We start from the raw sequence: 17,565 nt of genomic DNA, 5'->3' as shown, positions 1-17,565 counted from the left end.
TACACTCTCTCCGTCGTCGGCAGCGTCAGATGTTTATAAGAGACAGGTCTACGAGAAGGTGTGCCGCTATTGCCACGAGGCGAACGTGGGGCCGGTGCTGAAGGGGCGGGCCTTGCCGGAGGAGTACATCCGGCGCGTGGTGCGGCTGGGCAACCGCGCGATGCCGGCGTTCCGGCCGAGCGAGATCGACGATGCGACGCTGGCCGATGTGGCGCGGCGTGTCAGCGCCGGCGCGGCGCTGGCGCGGGAGTGAGCCGACATGGACAGGCGCGGATTCCTGAAGGGCGTAGCGGGGGGCGGGGCGCTGGGGGCGATGCCGCTCGCGGCGATGGCGCGTCTGGGTGAGACGGGCGCGGCGGGACGGCCGGCGGCGGTGATCGCGCAGGCGGATTCGCCGCAGGCGCTGGCCTTGGCGCGCGCGCTGGCGACCGGTCTGGGGGTGCGGCCGGTGGCCGCGGGCGGGTGCGAACTGGGTAGCTTCGCGGGCGTGACGGGCTTGCTCGATCGCGCGGGGCCGGGGCGCGTGATCGGGGTGATGGACGACGCTTCGGCGGTGATCTTCCAGCAGATCGCGGCGGCGCGCGGCGCGGGCCTGGTCATGGATACCTACCGTCGCATCGGGGTGGCGAGCCTCGTTGCGTTCGCGATCAACACCTGACGCACCGCGCAGTCATTACCAATACCATGGAGACAATCGGATGAGTTCGAAGAGCAAGGCGCTGCCGAAGGGGATCAGTGCGGCGGAGTTCGACAAGGCGGTGCGGGAGCTGCGCGCGATCGTGGGCGATGAGCACGTGATCGTCGACGACGACAAGCTGGCGCCCTACCGCAAGATCATGATGCCGGTGCCGGAGGAGCAGCACGAGCTGTCAGCGTCGGTGATGCCGGATGGCGTCGAGCAGATCCAGCGTGTGATGAAGGTCGCGAACAAGTACCGCGTGCCGGTGTATCCGGTGTCGACCGGCAAGAACCTCGGCTATGGATCCGCGGCGCCGGTTCAGCGCGGGCAGATCGTGATGGACCTGCGGCGCATGAACCGCATCATCGAGGTCGATGCGGACTTGTGCACGGCACTGGTCGAACCGGGCGTGACCTACCAGCAGCTCTACGACTACCTGCAGGAGCACAAGCTGCCGCTGTGGTTCTCGTGCCCGGCGCCGTCGGCGATCGCGGGGCCGGTGGGCAACATGGTGGACCGCGGCGTCGGCTACACGCCTTACGGCGAGCATTTCCTGTTCTCGTGCGGCATGGAGGTGGTGCTGGCGGACGGGCAGGTGCTGCGCACCGGCATGGGCGCGATGGAGAATTCGAACACCTGGCAGGTGTTCAAGTGGGGCTACGGGCCGACGCTGGACGGCATCTTCACGCAGTCGAACTTCGGCGTCGTGACGAAGATGGGCATGTGGCTGATGCCCGCTCCGCCGGATTTCCGCCCCTTCTGCATCCAGTACCCGGACGAGGCCGACATCACCAAGATCGTCGAGGCGCTGCGGCCGCTGCGCATCGCGATGGTGATCCCGAACGCGGTGGTGATCGCGCATACGTTGTGGGAGGCGCCGTGCACGCCGGTGAAGCGCGCCGATTACCACACGGGGCCGGGCGCGATCAGCGACGAGGCGGTGAAGAGGATCCAGAAGGATCACGACATCGGCGCGTGGAACGTGTATGCGGGCCTGTATGGCACGAAGGAAACCAACGACGCCAACTGGAAGATCATCGAGGCGGTGGCCGCGGCCACTGGCGGCAGGATCATCACGCAGGAGGCGTCGAAAGGCAGCAAGGCGCTGGAGTACCGCTTCGACCTGATGAAGGGCAAGCCCAATCTCGGCGAGTTCGGGCTGTACAACTGGCGCGGGGGCGGCGGCTCGATCTGGTTCGCGCCGGTGTCGCAGGCGAAGGGCGCCGAGACGCTCAAGCAGATGCAGATGGCGAAGACGATCCTCGCGAAATACGGCTTCGACTACGTCGGCGAGTTCATCGTCGGCTGGCGCGACATGCACCATGTCATCGACCTGCTGTACGACCGCTCGGACGAGACGCAGATGAAGAACGCGTACGCGTGCTACGACGAGCTGCTGCACACCTTCGCGAAGGAAGGCTACGGCATGTACCGTGCGAACACGGCCTTCGCCGAGAAGGTCGCGGCTACCTACGGGCCGGTGAAGCGCGACGTCGAGAAGCGCCTGAAGAAGGCGCTGGATCCCAACAACATCATCGCGCCGGGCCGGTGCGGCATCAGCCTGTAAGGGGGAAGCATGAAGGAATACAAGCTGTTCATCGACGGCGAGTGGGTGAGCTCGTCGACCGGGACGATCCTCGACGACATCAACCCGGCGACCGGCGAGGTGTGGGGGCGGGTGCATCAGGCGTCTGCCGCGGACCTGGAACGGGCGATCGCCGCGGCGCACCGCGCGCGTGAAAGCTGGGGCAATACGCTCGCCAACGAGCGCGAGGCGATCCTGCTGCGCGCGGCGGACGAGCTGCAGAAGCGCATCCCGGAAGTGGCCGAGGTGCTCATCGACGAGGCCGGTTCGACCTTCGGCAAGGCGATGTTCGAGGCGAGCTTCGTCGTCAATCTGTTGCGGAGCGCCGCGGGCGAGTGTCGCCGCATTACCGGCGAGACGATGCCGTCCGACAGCCCCGGCGTGTTCTCGATGAGCGTGCGCCGGCCGCTGGGCGTGATCGCCGGCATCGCGCCGTTCAACTTCCCCTTCCTGCTGGCGACGAAGAAGGTCGCGCTGGCGCTGGCGGCGGGCAACACCTTCATCCTGAAGCCGGCGACTTATACGCCGGTGACGGGGCTCAAGATCGCGGAGATCTTCGAAGCGGCCGGACTGCCGAAGGGTGTGCTCAACGTCGTGCCGGTGCAGGGTTCGGTGCTCGGCAACACCTTTGTCGAGGATCCGCGCGTGCGCATGATCACCTTCACCGGCTCGACCGAAGTCGGGCGCGAGTTGTCGGCGGCGGCGGGGCGGCACTTCAAGCGCATCACGCTGGAGCTGGGCGGCAAGAGCCCGCTGATCGTGCTCAAGGACGCGGACGTCGACTACGCGGTGAACGCCGCGGCCTTCGGCATCTTCCTGCACCAGGGCCAGGTGTGCATGGCGAACTCGCGCCTGATCGTCGAGGCGCCGATCTTCGATGCGTTCTGCGACAAGCTCGCGACCAAGATCAGCGGCTTCAAGGTCGGCGATCCGCGCGACCCGCATACGGTGATCGGGCCGCTGATCGACCGCAAGCAGTGCGCGGTGCTCGACCGCCACGTCGCCGACGCGGTGGCGAAAGGAGCGAAGCTGCTGTCGGGGGGCAAGAGCGAAGGCGCGTTCTACCAGCCGACCATCCTCGCCGGCGTCACGCCCGACATGGTGGTGTTCCGCGAGGAGAGCTTCGGCCCGGCTGTGTCGGTGATCCGCGCCGCCGACAGCGAGGAGGCGCTGCGGCTCGCCAACGATTCCTGCTACGGGCTGTCGTCGGGCCTCATCACCAACGATTTGCAGAAGGCGTTCGACCTGTCGCTGCGGCTGGAGGCGGGGATGGTGCACATCAACGACGCGTCGATCATGGATGAGCCGCATGTGCCGTTCGGTGGCGTCAAGGACAGCGGCGTCGGGCGCGAGGGCGGGCATTTCTCGATGGACGAGATGACCGAGCTCAAGTGGATCACGGTGCAGCTGGGGCAGCGGCAGTTCCCGTTCTGAACGACAAGAAAAATCAGGGAGGAGACATGAAAATCAGGACGATCACGCTGGCCGTCGTGCTGGCGGGGGCATGCATGGGCAATGCGCTGGCGAAGGAGGGCGGCGACCAGTACCCGAACGGCGCCGAAAGCTGGCTGGCGGGCGCGGTGCCGCCGCCGGGCAACTACTTCCTCAACTACGTCGGCCATTACAGCGCCCGGCTGCGCGACGGGGACGGCAACAAGGTGCCGGGTGCGTCGGCCGATGCGTGGTTCGACGCGCTGCGTTTCATCAAGATGACCGACACGAAGATTCTCGGCGGCGACTGGGGCATGCACCTCGTCGTGCCGGTGGTGCATCAGAAGGTGGAGCTCGGCGGTGACAGCAAGACGACGAGCGGCATCGGGGACATCACGTTCAACCCGATCATCATCGCGTGGCACACGAAGAACCTGCACTGGACGGTCGCGCTCGACCTCAACATGCCGACCGGCAAGTACAAGTCGGGCGATCCGCGCGAGAGCATCGGCACGAACTACTGGAGCCTGGAGCCGATCTTCGCGGCGACCTGGCTGTCGGACGACGGCTGGGAGCTGTCCGGCAAGTTCATGTACAACATCAAGCGCAAGAACAGGGATTTCCGCCTTGCGCCGGGTTTGCCGAAGATGGACTACGAGTCGGGCGACGATTTCCACATGGACTACGTCGTCGGCAAGCACTTCGGCCCGTGGGCCGTGGGCCTCGCCGGCTACTACCTGAAGCAGACGGAGAACGACCGGCTCGAAGGCAGGACCCTGCCGGAAGTGCCCGGCCTGTGGTCGCGCGGGCGCAAGGGCGAAGTGTTCGCGATCGGCCCGAGCGTGAGCTACACGAACAAGAACGGCACGATGTTCATCGCGCAGTGGCACCACGAAACCGAAGCCGAGAACCGTTTCCGCGGCGACAAGGCGTGGTTCAAGCTGGTGCTGCCGTTCTGAGCGGCGGTTGAGGCGTGGCGGCGGGATCTCATCCCGCCGTTCCGTTACCCCGCGAAATCAGCCGAGATCCAGCGTGACTTCGGCCGTCAGCGAGTTCGCGATGAAGCAGCGCTTGTGGGCGCTGTTGTGGATTGCGGTGAGCGTTGCGGCGTCGGGTGCCTTGTCGACGAAGGTGACGCGCGGCGAGAGGGTGATGCGCGTGAGCGCCTGACCCTTTTCGGTCTTGCCGAGCTCGCCCGACGGCGTGTCAGCGTAGCGCGCGACCGGGAAGCCCTTGAGGTCGGCGATCGCGAGGAAGAACAGCATGTGGCAGCTCGCGAGCGCGCTGATCACCATCTGCTCGGGGTCGGCGCATTCGGGGTCGCCCAGGAAGGTGGGCGACGAGGACATGGTGACGGTCTGGCCGCCTGCGAGGGTGGCGACGTGGTTGCGCGAATAGGTCGTGGCGTCGGTCGGGTGCGCGGCGCGGGACCATTCGATGGCGGCGGTGTGCGTGGACATCGGGCTCTCCTCAGCGGTACTTCTTATAGACCGCGCGGGCGTCGGCGTGTGCGCGATCGAGCGTGCAGATCGACGGATCGTCGTCATGCAGGGTGAAGAAATCGTCGGCCTGGGCGCGCATCACCATGTCGATGGCGACCTGGTCTTCGACGTTGTATTTCTCCGTGATCAGCGTCGTGACTTCGTCGAGGTGTTCTTCGTAGGTCATGAGGCCTCAGCGGTGTTCGGGGAAGATCTTCTGCAGCAGCGCGACGAGGGTGGCGCGCTCATCGTCGTCGAGGTGTTCGACGAGGCGCTTCTCGTGTTCGACCACGCGACGCTTGAGCTTCTTGAGGAGCGCGGCGCCGTCGGCGGTGAGCACGAGCGAGTTCGAGCGGCGGTCGTTTTCGGCCGGCCGGCGCTCGACGAGGTTGCGGCGCTCCAGGTTGTCGATGACGGAAACCACCGTCGAGCGGTCGAGGTGGGCGGCACGGGCGAGCTCGGTCTGCTTGAGCCCGGAGTTTGCCTCGATGATCACGAGGATGCCGAACAGACCAGGGGTGACGTCGAATTCACCGAGTCCTTCGGCGAAGTCACGGAAGATCGCGATCTGCGCGAGGCGCAGCTGGTAGCCCGCCAGGCCAGGCAGCATGCCGAAGTCGAGACCTTTCTTGTCCGTCGATTTTTTTAGGGTCATGAAATATCGGGGGTAAACAAAACGTTGGGTGCCCGAAGTATGCCGTCCAAACGATGATAAAAATAGTGGAAGACAAACAATTTGACAGGAAGCAAAACGGAAAGTAGAGTTGGCCCCATCGAGGCGCGTGGGGTGCGCGCCGGTTCCAGTCGGCTATGACGGAGGGGCGGATGAGCGGACAGACGGTATCACTGGTGATGGCGGGCAGCGGCGGCGCGGGGGTGGTGACCGCCGGCAGCCTGCTGCTGGAGGCGGCGGCGCGGGCGGGCTGGTATGCGTACATGACGCGCTCGTCGGGGCCGCAGATCCGCGGTGGCGAGGCGGCGGTAATGGTCCGGCTGGGCACCGCGCCGCTCGCCTCGCATGACGACTGCTTCCACCTGCTGGTGGGCGTCGACTGGCAGAACGTCGGACGCTTCGCTGCGGAGATCCCGCTCGGCCCCGACAGCCTCATCATCGGCGATCCGGGCGAAGGCGAAGTGCCGGAAGTGTTCGCACGCAGCGGCGCACAGCAGATCTCCCTGGCGATGAAGGCGCTCGCTAAGACGATCCCCGACGGCCGCCCGAACATGGTCGCGTTCGGCGCCATCGCCGGCCTGATCGGCCTCACCGAGGACATCGTCGTCGGCGTGCTGCGCGACACCTTGAAGCGCAAGGGCGAGGCGGCCATCGCCGCGAGTCTCGCCGCGTTCCGTGCGGGCGTCGAAGCAGCCGCGGACTTTCCCGCGGTGCCGCGGCTGCCTGCGACGCAGGCCGACACCAGCGACCGCTGGAGCATCACCGGCAACGAGGCGACCGGCATGGGTGCGTTGCGCGGCGGCGTGCGCTTCGTCGCCGCCTACCCGATCACGCCGGCGACCGAAGTGCTCGAATGGCTCGCCCCGGCGCTGCCCAAGGTGGGCGGCGTGCTGGTGCAGGCCGAGGACGAACTCGCGTCGATCAACCAGATCATCGGCGGCTCCTACGGCGGCGTGCCGTCGCTGACCGCCACTTCCGGTCCGGGCCTCGCGCTGATGACCGAATCGCTCGGCCTCGCGGTCGCGGCCGAAGTGCCGATCGTGGTGGTGGACGTCATGCGTGTCGGCCCCTCGACCGGTATCGCCACCAAGTCCGAACAGGCCGACCTCAACATCGCGGTGTACGGCCTGCACGGCGACGCGCCGCATCTGGTGCTCGCGCCGAACTCGGTCGCCGACTGCCTGTTCACGACGCAGTGGGCCGTGCATCTGGCGGAAAGCCTGCAGACCCCTGCCATCGTGCTTACCGACCAGGCGATGGGGCAGGCGCGCGCAGTGATGCCGCGTTCGGCCGCGATCGCCTTCATGGGCCAGCGCGAGAAGCCGGCGGCGCTCGCCGAAGGTGTGCAGTACAAGCGTTACGCCAACACCGCCTCGGGCGTGTCGCCGATGGCCATCCCCGGCATGGCGGGCTTCATGTACACGGCGGACGGCCTCGAGCACAACGAAGTGGGCACCCCGTCGTCGCAAGCTTCCGACCACCAGGCCCAGCTCGACAAGCGTCTGCGCAAGCTTACCGGCTACAACTACGGCGACCACTGGGCCGACATCACCGGCGACGAGGATGCCGACACTGCGATCCTTACCTGGGGCTCCAGCGCCGGCCCCGCGCGTGAAGCCCTGGAGCGCCTGCGCGCGGCCGGGCATCGCGTGAAGCTCGTCGCGGTGCGCCTGATCTCGCCGGTGCAGCCGGAGAAGTTCGCCCGGGCATTGCAGGGTGTGGAGCGCGCGCTGGTCGTCGAGCAGTCGCACAGCGGGCAGTTCCACCGCTACCTGCGCGCGCAGTACGACCTGCCGCGCCAGGTGCGCGCGCTGCACAACCCCGGACCGCTGGCGGTTAGCCCCGGCGCCATCGTCGAACAAATCCTCCAGTGGAGCTGAACATGGATGCGTGTGCAAAGCAGCGGGAATACACCGCGAAGGATTACAAGTCGGACGTCAAGCCGATCTGGTGTCCGGGTTGTGGCGACTACTCGGTGCTGGCGGCGATCACGCGCGCGCTCGCGTCGATGCAGCTCGCCCCGGAGAACGTCGCGGTGGTGTCGGGCATCGGCTGCTCGTCGCGCATCCCGGCCTACACCAGTGTGTATGGCTTCCACGGCGTGCATGGGCGCGCGCTGCCGGTCGCGACCGGCCTCAAGATCGCGCGCCCCGACCTTACGGTGCTGGTGACCGGCGGCGACGGCGACGGTTTCTCGATCGGCGGCAACCACTTCCTGCATGCGTGCCGCAGGAACGTCGACCTCACCTACATCGTGATGGACAACCAGGTCTACGGCATGACCAAGGGCCAGGCCTCGCCGACCACCGAACCCGAATGGGAGGGCAGCAAGCTCACGCCCGACGGCGTCGGCATCGAGTCCTTCCACCCGCTGGTGGTGGGCCTTGCGGCGGGCGCGAACTTCATCGCGCGCTGCTCGAGCTCGGACCCCAACAACGTCGCCGACATCATCACGCAGGCGATCCGCCATCCGGGCTTCTCGCTGGTGCAGGTGCTGAGCCCGTGCGTGACCTTCCGCCCCGAGCAGCTCGAATGGAAGCACATGGTGCGCACGGCCGTGGTGGACGTGACTGAAGACGCCGCGCGCGCCGCGCGACGGCTGATGACCGACGACGGCTTCAACGTCGGCAAGGTGCTGTACAAGGGCGACCGTCCGGCCTACCAGCCCGAGCCCAAGGGTGCCGCCGCGGTGGCCGAACTGGAAGCCGATTTCGCGCTGTGACGGCGATCAGCGCGGGGTGCGGCCTCATCGGGCGCACCCCCAACCCCATCAGAGCCGATCATTCATAAAACGACAGGAGGCCAGACAAATGGCGCTGCAAATCATCGACGACTGCATCAGCTGTGACGTGTGCGTGCCGGAATGCCCGAACGAGGCAATCGCGTCGGGAGAGGACTATTTCGTCATCGACGCCGGGAAGTGCACCGAATGCGAAGGGCACTACGACACGCCGCAGTGCAAGGAGGTCTGTCCGGTCGACGCGATCGTGCCGCGGGCGGCCTGATCGCGTCCGCTGCGGCGGGCAGCCCGGGCCGGGGCGCCGCCGCACTCAGTTCTCGGCCAGTTCCTTGTCGGCGGATTCCGATTCGAGTCCGCCGAATCGCTTGTAGTAGTAGGGGGCTGCGGCCGGCAGTGTCCCGTTGGGTGTTTCGCACACCGCCATCAGGTGCTGTTGCGCGTGCCGCCAGGTGATCTGGTAGATGGCACGCGACAGCGCGCGCGCGGCGGTGCCGCTCCAGTCGTGCGGCATCAGCTGCACCGGCAACTGCGGGTCGTGCAGCAGCGCGCGGCGGAATTCGTGCATCGTCAGCGTCTGGATCAGGAAGCACTGTTCCGGGTCGAGGTTGCGCGTGGCGCGCAGCGAGCGCAGCACCGGGCGCATGCGGTCCGAGAACTCCCGGTAGGTCGCCTCGATCTCGTCGAGGTTCCAGCAGTCGCGCGCGAGATCCTGCAGGGGCCGGGTCGCGAGCGCGCCGAGCGTGGCCGCCTGCATCGGCACGACCTTGTCCTGCGTGCCGGTGTCCTGGAGGATTTCCGTCAGCGTCGCGGTGTCGCTTGACGGGTGCCCCATGACCCCGGGGGCGACGGTGCCGTAGCCCGCCCAGGAGAGCTCCTTGCGCAGCGTGTCGCGCTCGGGCGAACCCAGCGTGGAGGGCAGCACGACGAGCTGCCATTCACCGTTCCAGGTGTCCTGCGGCGTGTCGTAGATGCGGCGGTAGGCGTGCTCGAAGCGCCGCCGGCCCGAGGCGGTGAGGCTGTAGTAGCTCTTGCGCCCGATCTGTTCCGATTCCAGCCAGTGATCCTGCGACAGGCGATACACGCTGGTGCGCACCATGCGCTCGTTGAGGCCCAGCGGCTCCACCAGCCGGATGAAGCTGCCGAGCCAGACGGTGCCGCCGTGCGGCGCGATGAAATCGCCGTACACGGTAATGATCAGGGAGTTCGCGCGCACCCGGCGCTCGGCCAGGTAGTCGTTGATCCACTGTTCGAGGAAACGGTTTTTCATTGATTTCGCACCGTTATTTGTTATGTCTGCAGGTCGCGGAGGGGTTGGGTGGGCCGATTCTAACGCGATGCCGGAGGCGCTGGAAACGCGCGCGCGGCGATGTCCGAAACGGATCGCTTCGGCGTCATTCTGCGTTATTGATGTAAATCAAACAATGAGGAAAAAAGCGATACAGAAACCTTGACCGAGATAGGTTCAGTTTGTATCGTGAACGCAAGACGTCGGGGGTGAGGCGTCGGTCTCGGCAGGCGACTGAAATCCGGATTGCGAGGTGGACGATGCGGCAGGGTGCGATTTCGATGGCGGATGCTCACGGAATGTACGGCGTGGATCGGTGGGCCGACGGTGCTGCGGTCCGCGCGGAGGATTCCGTGGCCGAGGAAGTGCCGGTCGCGCTGGTGTACAACGGCTTCTCGCACGCCGTGATGATGGCCACGCCGCAGGATCTCGAGGACTTTGCGGTGGGCTTCAGCCTGAGCGAGGGCATCGCTGGCAACGCGCGCGAGATCCTCGACATCGAGGTCGTCGAGCACGCGCACGGCACCGAAGTGCAGATGCAGCTGGCGGGCGAGCGCTTCGCCCAGCTGCGCGCCCGGCGCCGCGCGATGACGGGGCGCACCGGCTGCGGCATCTGCGGCGTCGAGAGCCTCGACCAGCTCGCCTGTCGGCCGATCGCGAAGGTCGGGGCGACGGGCATGCTCGATGCGGGCGCCCTGCAGCGCGCGCAGGCCGAACTGCAGTCGCGCCAGCAGCTGTTCGAGCTCACCGGCGCCGTGCATGCGGCCGCGTGGTGCGGCTTCGACGGCCGGGTCGAACTGGTGCGCGAGGACGTCGGCCGGCACAACGCGCTCGACAAGCTCATCGGCGCGATCGCGGCGCAGCGCCGCGCCTTCGATGAAGGTTTCCTGTTCATGACCAGCCGCGCGAGCTACGAGATCGTGCAGAAGTCCGCGGCGGTCGGCATCGCGGTGGTCGCGGCGGTGTCCGCACCGACCGGCATGGCGGTGCGCGTTGCGCAGGCCGCCGGCCTCACGCTGATCGGCTTCGCGCGTGGCGAGCGCCACAGCATCTACTCGCATCCCGAGCGGGTTCACTAAAAAAGCAAACGGGGGAGACATGCCCACAACTACCAGTCCGCAATCCGTGCGGAAGGTCCCGACCTATTGCTACAACTGCGTGGCGGGGCCGGATTTCATGAACGTGAAGGTCGTCGACGGCGTCGCGACCGAGATCGAGCCGAACTTCGCCGCCGAGGACATCCACCCGGCGCGCGGCCGTGTGTGCGTGAAGGCCTACGGCCTGGTGCAGAAGACCTACAACCCGCACCGCGTGCTGCAGCCGATGAAGCGCACCAACCCGAAGAAGGGGCGCAACGAGGATCCGGGTTTCGTGCCGATCTCCTGGGACGAGGCGCTGGATCTCGTCACTACGAAGCTGACGGCGGTGCGCGAGAAAGGGCTGGTCGACGATTCCGGCCTGCCGCGCGTTGCGGCGACCTTCGGCCACGGCGGCACGCCCGGGATGTACATGGGGTCCTTGCCGGCCTTCCTCGCCGCGTGGGGGCCGATCGACTACAGCTTCGGCTCGGGCCAGGGCGTCAAGTGCGTGCATTCGGAGCACCTGTACGGCGAATTCTGGCACCGCGGCTTCACCGTCGCCGCCGATACGCCGCTCGCGCGCTACGTGATCTCGATCGGTTCCAACGTCGAGGCGTCCGGCGGCCCCTGTGCGGTGACGCGCCACGCGGAGGCGCGCGTGCGCGGCTACAAGCGCGTGCAGGTCGAACCGCACCTGTCGGTGACCGGCGCCTGTTCGGCCGAGTGGGTGCCGATCCGGCCCAAGACCGACCCGGCCTTCATGTTCGCGCTGATCCACGTGCTGGTGTGCGAGCAGGGGCTGGACAAGCTGGACGTGGCCTTCCTGCGCGACCGGACCTCGTCGCCCTACCTGGTCGGCCCCGACGGCCTGTATCTGCGCGACCCGGTGAGCCGCAAGCCGCTGGTGTGGGACGAAGCCGGCGGCCGCGCGGTCGCGTTCGACACGCCCGACGTGGTTCCTGCGGTGGCGGGCAGCTTTCCGGTCTGCGGCGCGATCAGCATCGATGCCGACGACGTGTGCCAGGACCTCGGCGCGGTCGAGGGCAAGACCGCATACGCCATGCTCGTCGAGCACATGCGGAAGTACTCGCCGGAATGGGCCGCGTCGATCTGCGACGTGCCGGCCGCGACGATCCGCCGCATCGCGAACGAATACCTGGAAAACGCCTCGATCGGCGAGACCATCGAGATCGACGGCCGCACGCTGCCGCTCCGCCCGGTTGCGGTGACGCTGGGCAAGTCGGTGAACAACGGCTGGGGCGCGTTCGAGTGCTGCTGGGCGCGCACCCTGCTCGCGACGCTGGTCGGCGCGCTGGAAAACCCCGGCGGCACGCTGGGCACGACGGTGCGCCTGAACCGCCCGCACGACAACCGCCTGCTGAGCGTGAAGGCCGGCGAAGACGGCTTCATGGCGCAGTACTTCAATCCGACCGACAAGGAACACTGGGTCGCCAAGCCCACCGGGCGCAACATCCACCGCACGCTGGTGCCCATCGTCGGCAACACCGCGTGGAGCCAGGCGCTGGGGCCGACCCAGCTCGCGTGGATGTTCCAGCGCGAGGTGCCGGAAGACTGGAACATGCCCATGCCGACGATGCCGGACGTGTGGTTCATCTACCGCACCAACCCGGCGATCTCGTTCTGGGACACGCGCACGCTGGTCGAGGAGATCGCGAAGTTCCCCTTCACGGTGTCCTTCGCCTACACGCTGGACGAGACCAACTGGATGGCCGACCTGCTGCTGCCCGAGGCGACCGACCTCGAATCGCTGCAGATGATCAAGGTCGGCGGCACGAAGTTCGTCGAGCAGTTCTGGGAGCACCGCGGCGTCGTGCTGCGCCAGCCGGCGGTCGAGCCGCAGGGCGACACGCGCGACTTCACGTGGATCAGCACCCAGCTTGCGAAGCGCACGGGCCTGCTGGAGGCCTACAACAACGCGCTGAACCGCGGCGCGGGCGGTGGCGCCCCGCTGAAGGCGGAGGGCTACGACTACAGCCTCGACACGGGCAAGGAGCACGGCGTCGAAGAGATCTGGGATGCCGTGTGCCGCGCGTCGAGCGCGAGCCTCTCCGAAGGGCGCGAGGTGCATGACCTGGAGTGGTTCAAGGAGCACGGCTTCTACACGGTGCCGATGTCCAAGGTCGAGTGGTACCTGAGCCCGGCGCTGGAACAGCAGGGCCTGCGCTACGAGATGCCCTACCAGGAGCGGCTGCTGCGCATCGGCCGCGAGCTCGGCAACCGCCTGCACGAGCACCAGATGCACTGGTGGGACGAGCAGCTCTCCGAGTACGCCGCGCTGCCCGAGTGGCACGACGTGCCGGGCCGCTGGACGCAGCAGATCAGGAATGCCGGCGGCAAGCCGGAGGACTTCCCGCTGTGGCTGCTCGCGACCAAGAGCATGCAGTACCACACCGGCGGCAACGCCAGCATCGCGCTGATGCGCGAAGTCGCGCAGAACGTGCGCGGCCACACCGGCGTGATCATGAACGCGAAGACCGCGAAGAGCCTGGGCATCAGCGACGGCGACCGGGTGGAGATCCGCTCGCACATCGGCGCGACCTACGGCGATGCGGTGCTGGCGCAGGGCGTGCGCCCTGACACGCTGGTGATTCTCGGTCAGTTCGACCACTGGGCGACGCCGCTCGCCAAGGACTTCGGTATGCCCAGCCTGAACACGATCGCGCCGATGTCGATGGAGCTGACGGACGCGACCGGTTCCGGCTCGGACATCGTGCGCGTCGCCGTGCGCAAGGTCGAGCGCGAGGAGGCAGCACAATGACCCGCTACGCCATGACCATCGACCTGCGCCGCTGCGTGGGCTGCCAGACCTGTACCGCCGCGTGCAAGAACGCCAACGCGACGCCCCCCGGCGTGCAGTGGCGGCGCGTGCTGGACCTGGAGACGGGCGAGTTTCCCGACGTGCGCCGCAGTTTCGTGCCGGTCGCCTGCATGCATTGCGACGAGCCGCCGTGCGAGGAGGTGTGTCCGACCAAGGCGACCACCAAGCGCGCCGACGGCCTGGTCGCCATCGACTACGACACCTGTATCGGCTGCGCGAACTGCGTGATGGCCTGTCCCTACGAGGCGCGCTCCATCGTGCATGAGGCGAAGTTCGCCTACGGCGACAAACCGATCAAGTCGGAAGAAGTCCGCTTCGACTCCGCACGCATCGGCGTGTCGATGAAATGCACCTTCTGCATCGACCGCATCGACCTCGCGGCGAAGACCGGGCAGGTGCCTGGACGCGATTGGGAAGTCACGCCGGCCTGCGTCAATTCCTGCATCTCCGGCGCGATGGCCTTCGGCGACCTCGACGACCCGGACAGCAAGGTGAGCCGGTTGATCGCCGAGAACAAGACTTTCCGCATGCACGAGGAGCTCGGTACCGGGCCGGGCGTGTATTACATCTGGGACAAAGGGTAAGCGGGCATGAAGACTCCGAAGATCCGGCCGGGCGAGCGCGTGGCGCCGCGGCAGCAGCACAACTGGGACTGGCGCGCGGCGTCGAACTTCATCGCCGGCGGCGCGGGCGGCGGGCTTCTCGCGTTTGCGGCCTTCGCCAGCCTGTGGGGCACGGACGTGCGCGCGCTGCTCGTCGCCGGCATGGCGCTGATCGGCGCGGGGCTCACCTGCGTGTGGCTCGAGATCGGCAAGCCGTGGCGCGCGCTCAATGTGTATCGCCATGCGGCGACCTCGTGGATGACGCGCGAGGCGGCGGTCGCGCCTTTCGTGTTCGGATGTGGCGCTCTGGCGCTGTTCACCGGACAGCCGCTGTTCGTGCTGCTTACCGGCGTGTTCGGGGCCTGTTTCGTCTATGCCCAGGCGCGCATCCTCGCCGCCGACAAGGGCATCCCGGCCTGGCGGCATCCGCGCTGCCTGCCTCTGGTCGCCGCGACAGGTTTTGCCGAGGGTGCGAGCCTGCTGGCGGTCGCTACGCCCTTCGTGATTCCCCAGGTCGCGGGCCAGGTCGCGGTGGCAACTGCTGTGCTCGTGCTGCTCCTGGTGCGTGTGCTGCTGTGGCGCAACTACCTGCGCGGGCTGCGTAGCGACGGCGCTCCGGTCGGCAGCCTGCGGGCGCTGTCGGCGATCGACGGGTCTTTCCTGAAATACGGCAACCTGCTGCCGGCCATACTGCTGCTGGTCGGCGTGCTGGGGGCGCCGCTCGCGGGTGCGGCGCTGGTGCTCGCAGGCTTCGCTGCGGTCGCGGGCGGCTGGTGGTTCAAATACACGCTGGTGCGGCGCGCAGCTTATACGCAGGGCTTTGCGCTGCCGCACCTGCCGGTGCGTGGTCGCGGCACCTCGGGGCCTGCCGTGAAACCCGGCTGGGGTGGTGCGTAGGCAAGGAGGTAGGGCGGAAAAGCCGAAGGCGCCTTCCGCCGCATGGTGGGTACTCGGTGACATGCACATACGGCGGAAGGCGCTGCGCTTTTCCGCCCTACGACAACAACGCGGGACCGCGGAGTCCCGCCCCTGCAACGCAGGAGGAGACGAGATGTACGAAGTGAGATTCCATGGCCGGGGCGGCCAGGGTTCGGTGATGGCGTCCGGCATGCTCGCCGCGGCGATGGTGGAGGAGGGCAAGTACGCGGTGTCGATCCCGTCCTTCGGGTTCGAGCGTCGCGGCGCGCCGGTGGTGTCCTTCCTGAGGGTGAGCGACCGCGAGATCCGCCAGCTCACCAACATCTACCAGCCCGACTGCATCGTGTGCGTCGACCCGACGCTGATGAAATCCGTCGATATCTTCGCCGGCATGAAGGCGGGTGGCACGCTGGTGCAGGCGACGCACCAGCCGCTGTCCGAACTGGTGCTCCCCGATTCCGTGGCGACCGTCGGGCTGCTCGACGCGGTGAAGATCGCGCTCGAGATCTTCAAGCGCCCGATCACCAACACGCTGATGCTCGGCGCCTTCGCGAAAACGACCGGTGTCGTCTCGCTCGATTCGCTCAAGCGCTCGCTCGAAGATTCCGACTTCCGCGACGCCGGCCTCGCCCAGAACATGACGGCGCTGGAGCGCGGCTACGCCGAGGTGGTCGTGCATCGCATCGAAAGGAGGGCCGCGGCATGAGCCGGCACACGAGTTATCCGCTCTTCAACCTGGAGCAGGCCGGCGTCCCGGACGACCTCTGTCCGGTCGCGACCGTCGTCAGCCCGATGCTGCCGGGCGACTGGCGCAGCATGCGGCCGGTCGTGAACCGCGACAAATGCGTGAAGTGCGCGGTGTGCTGGCTGTACTGCCCGGTGCAGTGCGTCGAGGAGCACGCCGCGTGGTTCGACTTCAACCTCAAGACCTGCAAGGGCTGTGGCATCTGCGCCAACGAGTGCCCGCAGCGGGCGATCACGATGGTGGGGGAAGCCCAATGACGACAGCCACGCTGGAAAAGGCTGCGGCAGCCGAAGCGCAGCGCAAGCAGAAGGTGATCCTTGCGGAAGGCAACGAGGCCGCCGCGCTGGGCGTGGCACTCGCGCGCCCCGACATGGTGTCGGTGTATCCGATCACGCCGCAGTCCTCGCTCGTCGAGCATCTCGCGAAGCTGATCGCCGACGGCCGCATGGACGCCGACATCGTCGATGCCGAGGGCGAGCACTCGGTGCTGTCGGTGCTGCAGGGCGGTGCGCTCGCCGGCGCGCGCACCTATACCGCGACCTGCGGCCCCGGCCTCGCCTTCATGTTCGAGCCCTATTTCCGCACCCCCGGCATGCGCCTGCCGATCGTGCTGACCATCGTCACGCGCGACGGCATCACGCCGCAGTCGGTGTGGGGCGGCCACCAGGACGCGATGACGGTGCGCGAGGCGGGCTGGATCCAGGTGTATTGCGAGAGCGTGCAGGAAGTGCTCGACACCACCGTGATGGCCTTCAAGATCGCCGAGCACCACGACGTGATGCTGCCGGTGAACGTGTGCCTCGACGGCAACTACCTGTCCTACGGCGCGTCGCGGGTCGAGATGCCGGACCAGGCCGACGTCGATGAATTCATGGGCGAGAAGGACGTGAACTGGCACGTCGCGCTCGACCCGCTGCGCCCGATGGCGGTCGATCCGCTCACCGGCGGCACCACCGGCAAGGGCCCGCAGACCTTCGTGCGCTACCGCAAGGGGCAGTGCGCCGGCATGCAGAACGCGCTGCGCGTGATCGAGGAGGTGCACGCCGACTGGGCCAAGCGCATCGGCCGCAGCTTCGCGCCGCTGGTCGAGGAATACCGCCTCGACGACGCCGAGTTCGCGATCATGACGCTGGGCAGCATGTCCGGCGCTGCGAAGGACGCGGTCGACGAGGCGCGCGACGCGGGCAGGAAGGTCGGGCTCATCAAGATCAAGACTTTCAGCCCCTTCCCGGTCGAGGCGCTGATGAAGGCATTGGGCAAGGTCAAGGCGCTGGGCGTCATCGACCGCTCCGTCGGTTTCCGCTGGAACTGCGGCCCGATGTACCAGGAGACGCTGGGCGTGCTGTACCGCCTCGGCCGCTTCATCCCGTCGATGAGCTTCATCGGCGGTCTGGCCGGTGCCGACATCACGATCCCGCACGTGCATCGCGTGATCGCCGAGACGGAAGCGCTGCTGAACGGCACAGCCGCCCCGACCGAGCCCGTTTGGCTCAACGAAAAGGATTGAG

General features: G+C 67.3%; 19 protein-coding genes. 15 read left to right on the top strand and 4 right to left on the bottom strand.

From position 1 onward, the window contains the following. The 5 genes from GPA22_RS11130 to GPA22_RS11110 form a co-directional block, all read left to right on the top strand. Positions 1–253: c-type cytochrome (locus GPA22_RS11130; protein ID WP_169256140.1), on the top strand; the 253-nt coding region annotated here is incomplete at its 5' end. Positions 254–259: 6 nt separating this feature from the next. Continuing rightward, entirely contained in the window at positions 260–658 is a 399-nt protein-coding gene (locus tag GPA22_RS11125) for a twin-arginine translocation signal domain-containing protein (protein WP_169256139.1), read from the top strand. A gap of 40 nt (positions 659–698) precedes the next feature. Further along, positions 699–2,246 carry an FAD-binding oxidoreductase gene (locus GPA22_RS11120; protein WP_169256138.1) on the top strand — a complete coding sequence of 516 codons (1,548 nt, stop codon included), beginning with the start codon at positions 699–701 and terminating at the stop codon, positions 2,244–2,246. Positions 2,247–2,255: 9 nt separating this feature from the next. Then, on the top strand, positions 2,256–3,698 hold the full coding sequence (locus GPA22_RS11115; RefSeq protein ID WP_169256137.1) for an aldehyde dehydrogenase family protein: 1,443 nt from the start codon (positions 2,256–2,258) through the stop codon (positions 3,696–3,698). A gap of 26 nt (positions 3,699–3,724) precedes the next feature. Beyond that, on the top strand, positions 3,725–4,654 hold the full coding sequence (locus tag GPA22_RS11110; protein ID WP_169256136.1) for a SphA family protein: 930 nt from the start codon (positions 3,725–3,727) through the stop codon (positions 4,652–4,654). 57 nt (positions 4,655–4,711) lie between these two features. Here the strand turns inward: GPA22_RS11110 and GPA22_RS11105 are convergent, their stop codons facing one another. Genes GPA22_RS11105 through GPA22_RS11095 form a run of 3 tightly spaced genes read right to left on the bottom strand, consistent with a single transcriptional unit; the run spans position 4,712 to position 5,831 of the window. Then, entirely contained in the window at positions 4,712–5,155 is a 444-nt protein-coding gene (locus tag GPA22_RS11105; protein WP_169256135.1) for an OsmC family protein, read from the bottom strand. A 10-nt stretch (positions 5,156–5,165) separates the two neighbouring features. Further along, a complete protein-coding gene (locus GPA22_RS11100) occupies positions 5,166–5,363 on the bottom strand; it encodes a hypothetical protein (RefSeq protein ID WP_169256134.1) in 198 nt (65 codons plus the stop codon). A 6-nt stretch (positions 5,364–5,369) separates the two neighbouring features. Then, positions 5,370–5,831 carry a MarR family winged helix-turn-helix transcriptional regulator gene (locus GPA22_RS11095; RefSeq protein ID WP_169256133.1) on the bottom strand — a complete coding sequence of 154 codons (462 nt, stop codon included), beginning with the start codon at positions 5,829–5,831 and terminating at the stop codon, positions 5,370–5,372. Positions 5,832–6,001: 170 nt separating this feature from the next. Here GPA22_RS11095 and GPA22_RS11090 point away from each other — a divergent pair, with 170 nt between their 5' ends. From GPA22_RS11090 to GPA22_RS11080, 3 genes are all read left to right on the top strand, one after another. Further along, positions 6,002–7,729 carry a 2-oxoacid:acceptor oxidoreductase subunit alpha gene (locus GPA22_RS11090; RefSeq protein ID WP_169256132.1) on the top strand — a complete coding sequence of 576 codons (1,728 nt, stop codon included), beginning with the start codon at positions 6,002–6,004 and terminating at the stop codon, positions 7,727–7,729. A gap of 2 nt (positions 7,730–7,731) precedes the next feature. Then, positions 7,732–8,571, top strand: a complete 840-nt coding sequence (locus GPA22_RS11085) for a 2-oxoacid:ferredoxin oxidoreductase subunit beta (RefSeq protein ID WP_169256131.1) — start codon at positions 7,732–7,734, stop codon at positions 8,569–8,571. An 88-nt stretch (positions 8,572–8,659) separates the two neighbouring features. Then, positions 8,660–8,854: a YfhL family 4Fe-4S dicluster ferredoxin gene (locus GPA22_RS11080; protein WP_121429482.1), complete on the top strand. Its 195-nt coding sequence runs from the start codon at positions 8,660–8,662 to the stop codon at positions 8,852–8,854. 45 nt (positions 8,855–8,899) lie between these two features. Here the strand turns inward: GPA22_RS11080 and paaX are convergent, their stop codons facing one another. Further along, positions 8,900–9,856, bottom strand: a complete 957-nt coding sequence (paaX, locus tag GPA22_RS11075; protein WP_169256130.1) for a phenylacetic acid degradation operon negative regulatory protein PaaX — start codon at positions 9,854–9,856, stop codon at positions 8,900–8,902. Between the two features lie 317 nt (positions 9,857–10,173). Here paaX and fdhD point away from each other — a divergent pair, with 317 nt between their 5' ends. From fdhD to padG, 7 genes are all read left to right on the top strand, one after another. Further along, positions 10,174–10,953, top strand: coding sequence for a formate dehydrogenase accessory sulfurtransferase FdhD (gene fdhD / locus GPA22_RS11070; protein ID WP_211169061.1), 780 nt, complete (start codon positions 10,174–10,176; stop codon positions 10,951–10,953). A 19-nt stretch (positions 10,954–10,972) separates the two neighbouring features. Further along, positions 10,973–13,732: a molybdopterin-dependent oxidoreductase gene (locus tag GPA22_RS11065; protein WP_169256128.1), complete on the top strand. Its 2,760-nt coding sequence runs from the start codon at positions 10,973–10,975 to the stop codon at positions 13,730–13,732. After that, on the top strand, positions 13,729–14,376 hold the full coding sequence (locus GPA22_RS11060) for a 4Fe-4S dicluster domain-containing protein (RefSeq protein WP_169256127.1): 648 nt from the start codon (positions 13,729–13,731) through the stop codon (positions 14,374–14,376). The genes GPA22_RS11065 and GPA22_RS11060 overlap by 4 nt, the downstream gene beginning before the upstream one ends. A gap of 6 nt (positions 14,377–14,382) precedes the next feature. After that, complete coding sequence (locus GPA22_RS11055; protein ID WP_169256126.1) at positions 14,383–15,291, top strand: DmsC/YnfH family molybdoenzyme membrane anchor subunit; 909 nt, start codon at positions 14,383–14,385, stop codon at positions 15,289–15,291. 154 nt (positions 15,292–15,445) lie between these two features. Beyond that, positions 15,446–16,018 carry an NADH-dependent phenylglyoxylate dehydrogenase subunit gamma gene (gene padE / locus GPA22_RS11050; protein WP_169256125.1) on the top strand — a complete coding sequence of 191 codons (573 nt, stop codon included), beginning with the start codon at positions 15,446–15,448 and terminating at the stop codon, positions 16,016–16,018. Then, positions 16,015–16,314, top strand: coding sequence for an NADH-dependent phenylglyoxylate dehydrogenase subunit delta (padF, locus tag GPA22_RS11045; RefSeq protein WP_169256124.1), 300 nt, complete (start codon positions 16,015–16,017; stop codon positions 16,312–16,314). The genes padE and padF overlap by 4 nt, the downstream gene beginning before the upstream one ends. After that, positions 16,311–17,564, top strand: a complete 1,254-nt coding sequence (padG, locus tag GPA22_RS11040) for an NADH-dependent phenylglyoxylate dehydrogenase subunit alpha (protein ID WP_169256123.1) — start codon at positions 16,311–16,313, stop codon at positions 17,562–17,564. Before padF ends, padG begins: the two co-directional genes overlap by 4 nt. Position 17,565: the final 1 nt, after the last annotated feature.

The sequence above is a fragment of the Aromatoleum toluvorans genome (genome assembly GCF_012910905.1).
Lineage (GTDB): Bacteria > Pseudomonadota > Gammaproteobacteria > Burkholderiales > Rhodocyclaceae > Aromatoleum > Aromatoleum toluvorans.
The sequence above is the reverse complement of the archived record's forward strand: the minus strand, read 5'-3'. Positions and strand labels throughout refer to the sequence as shown.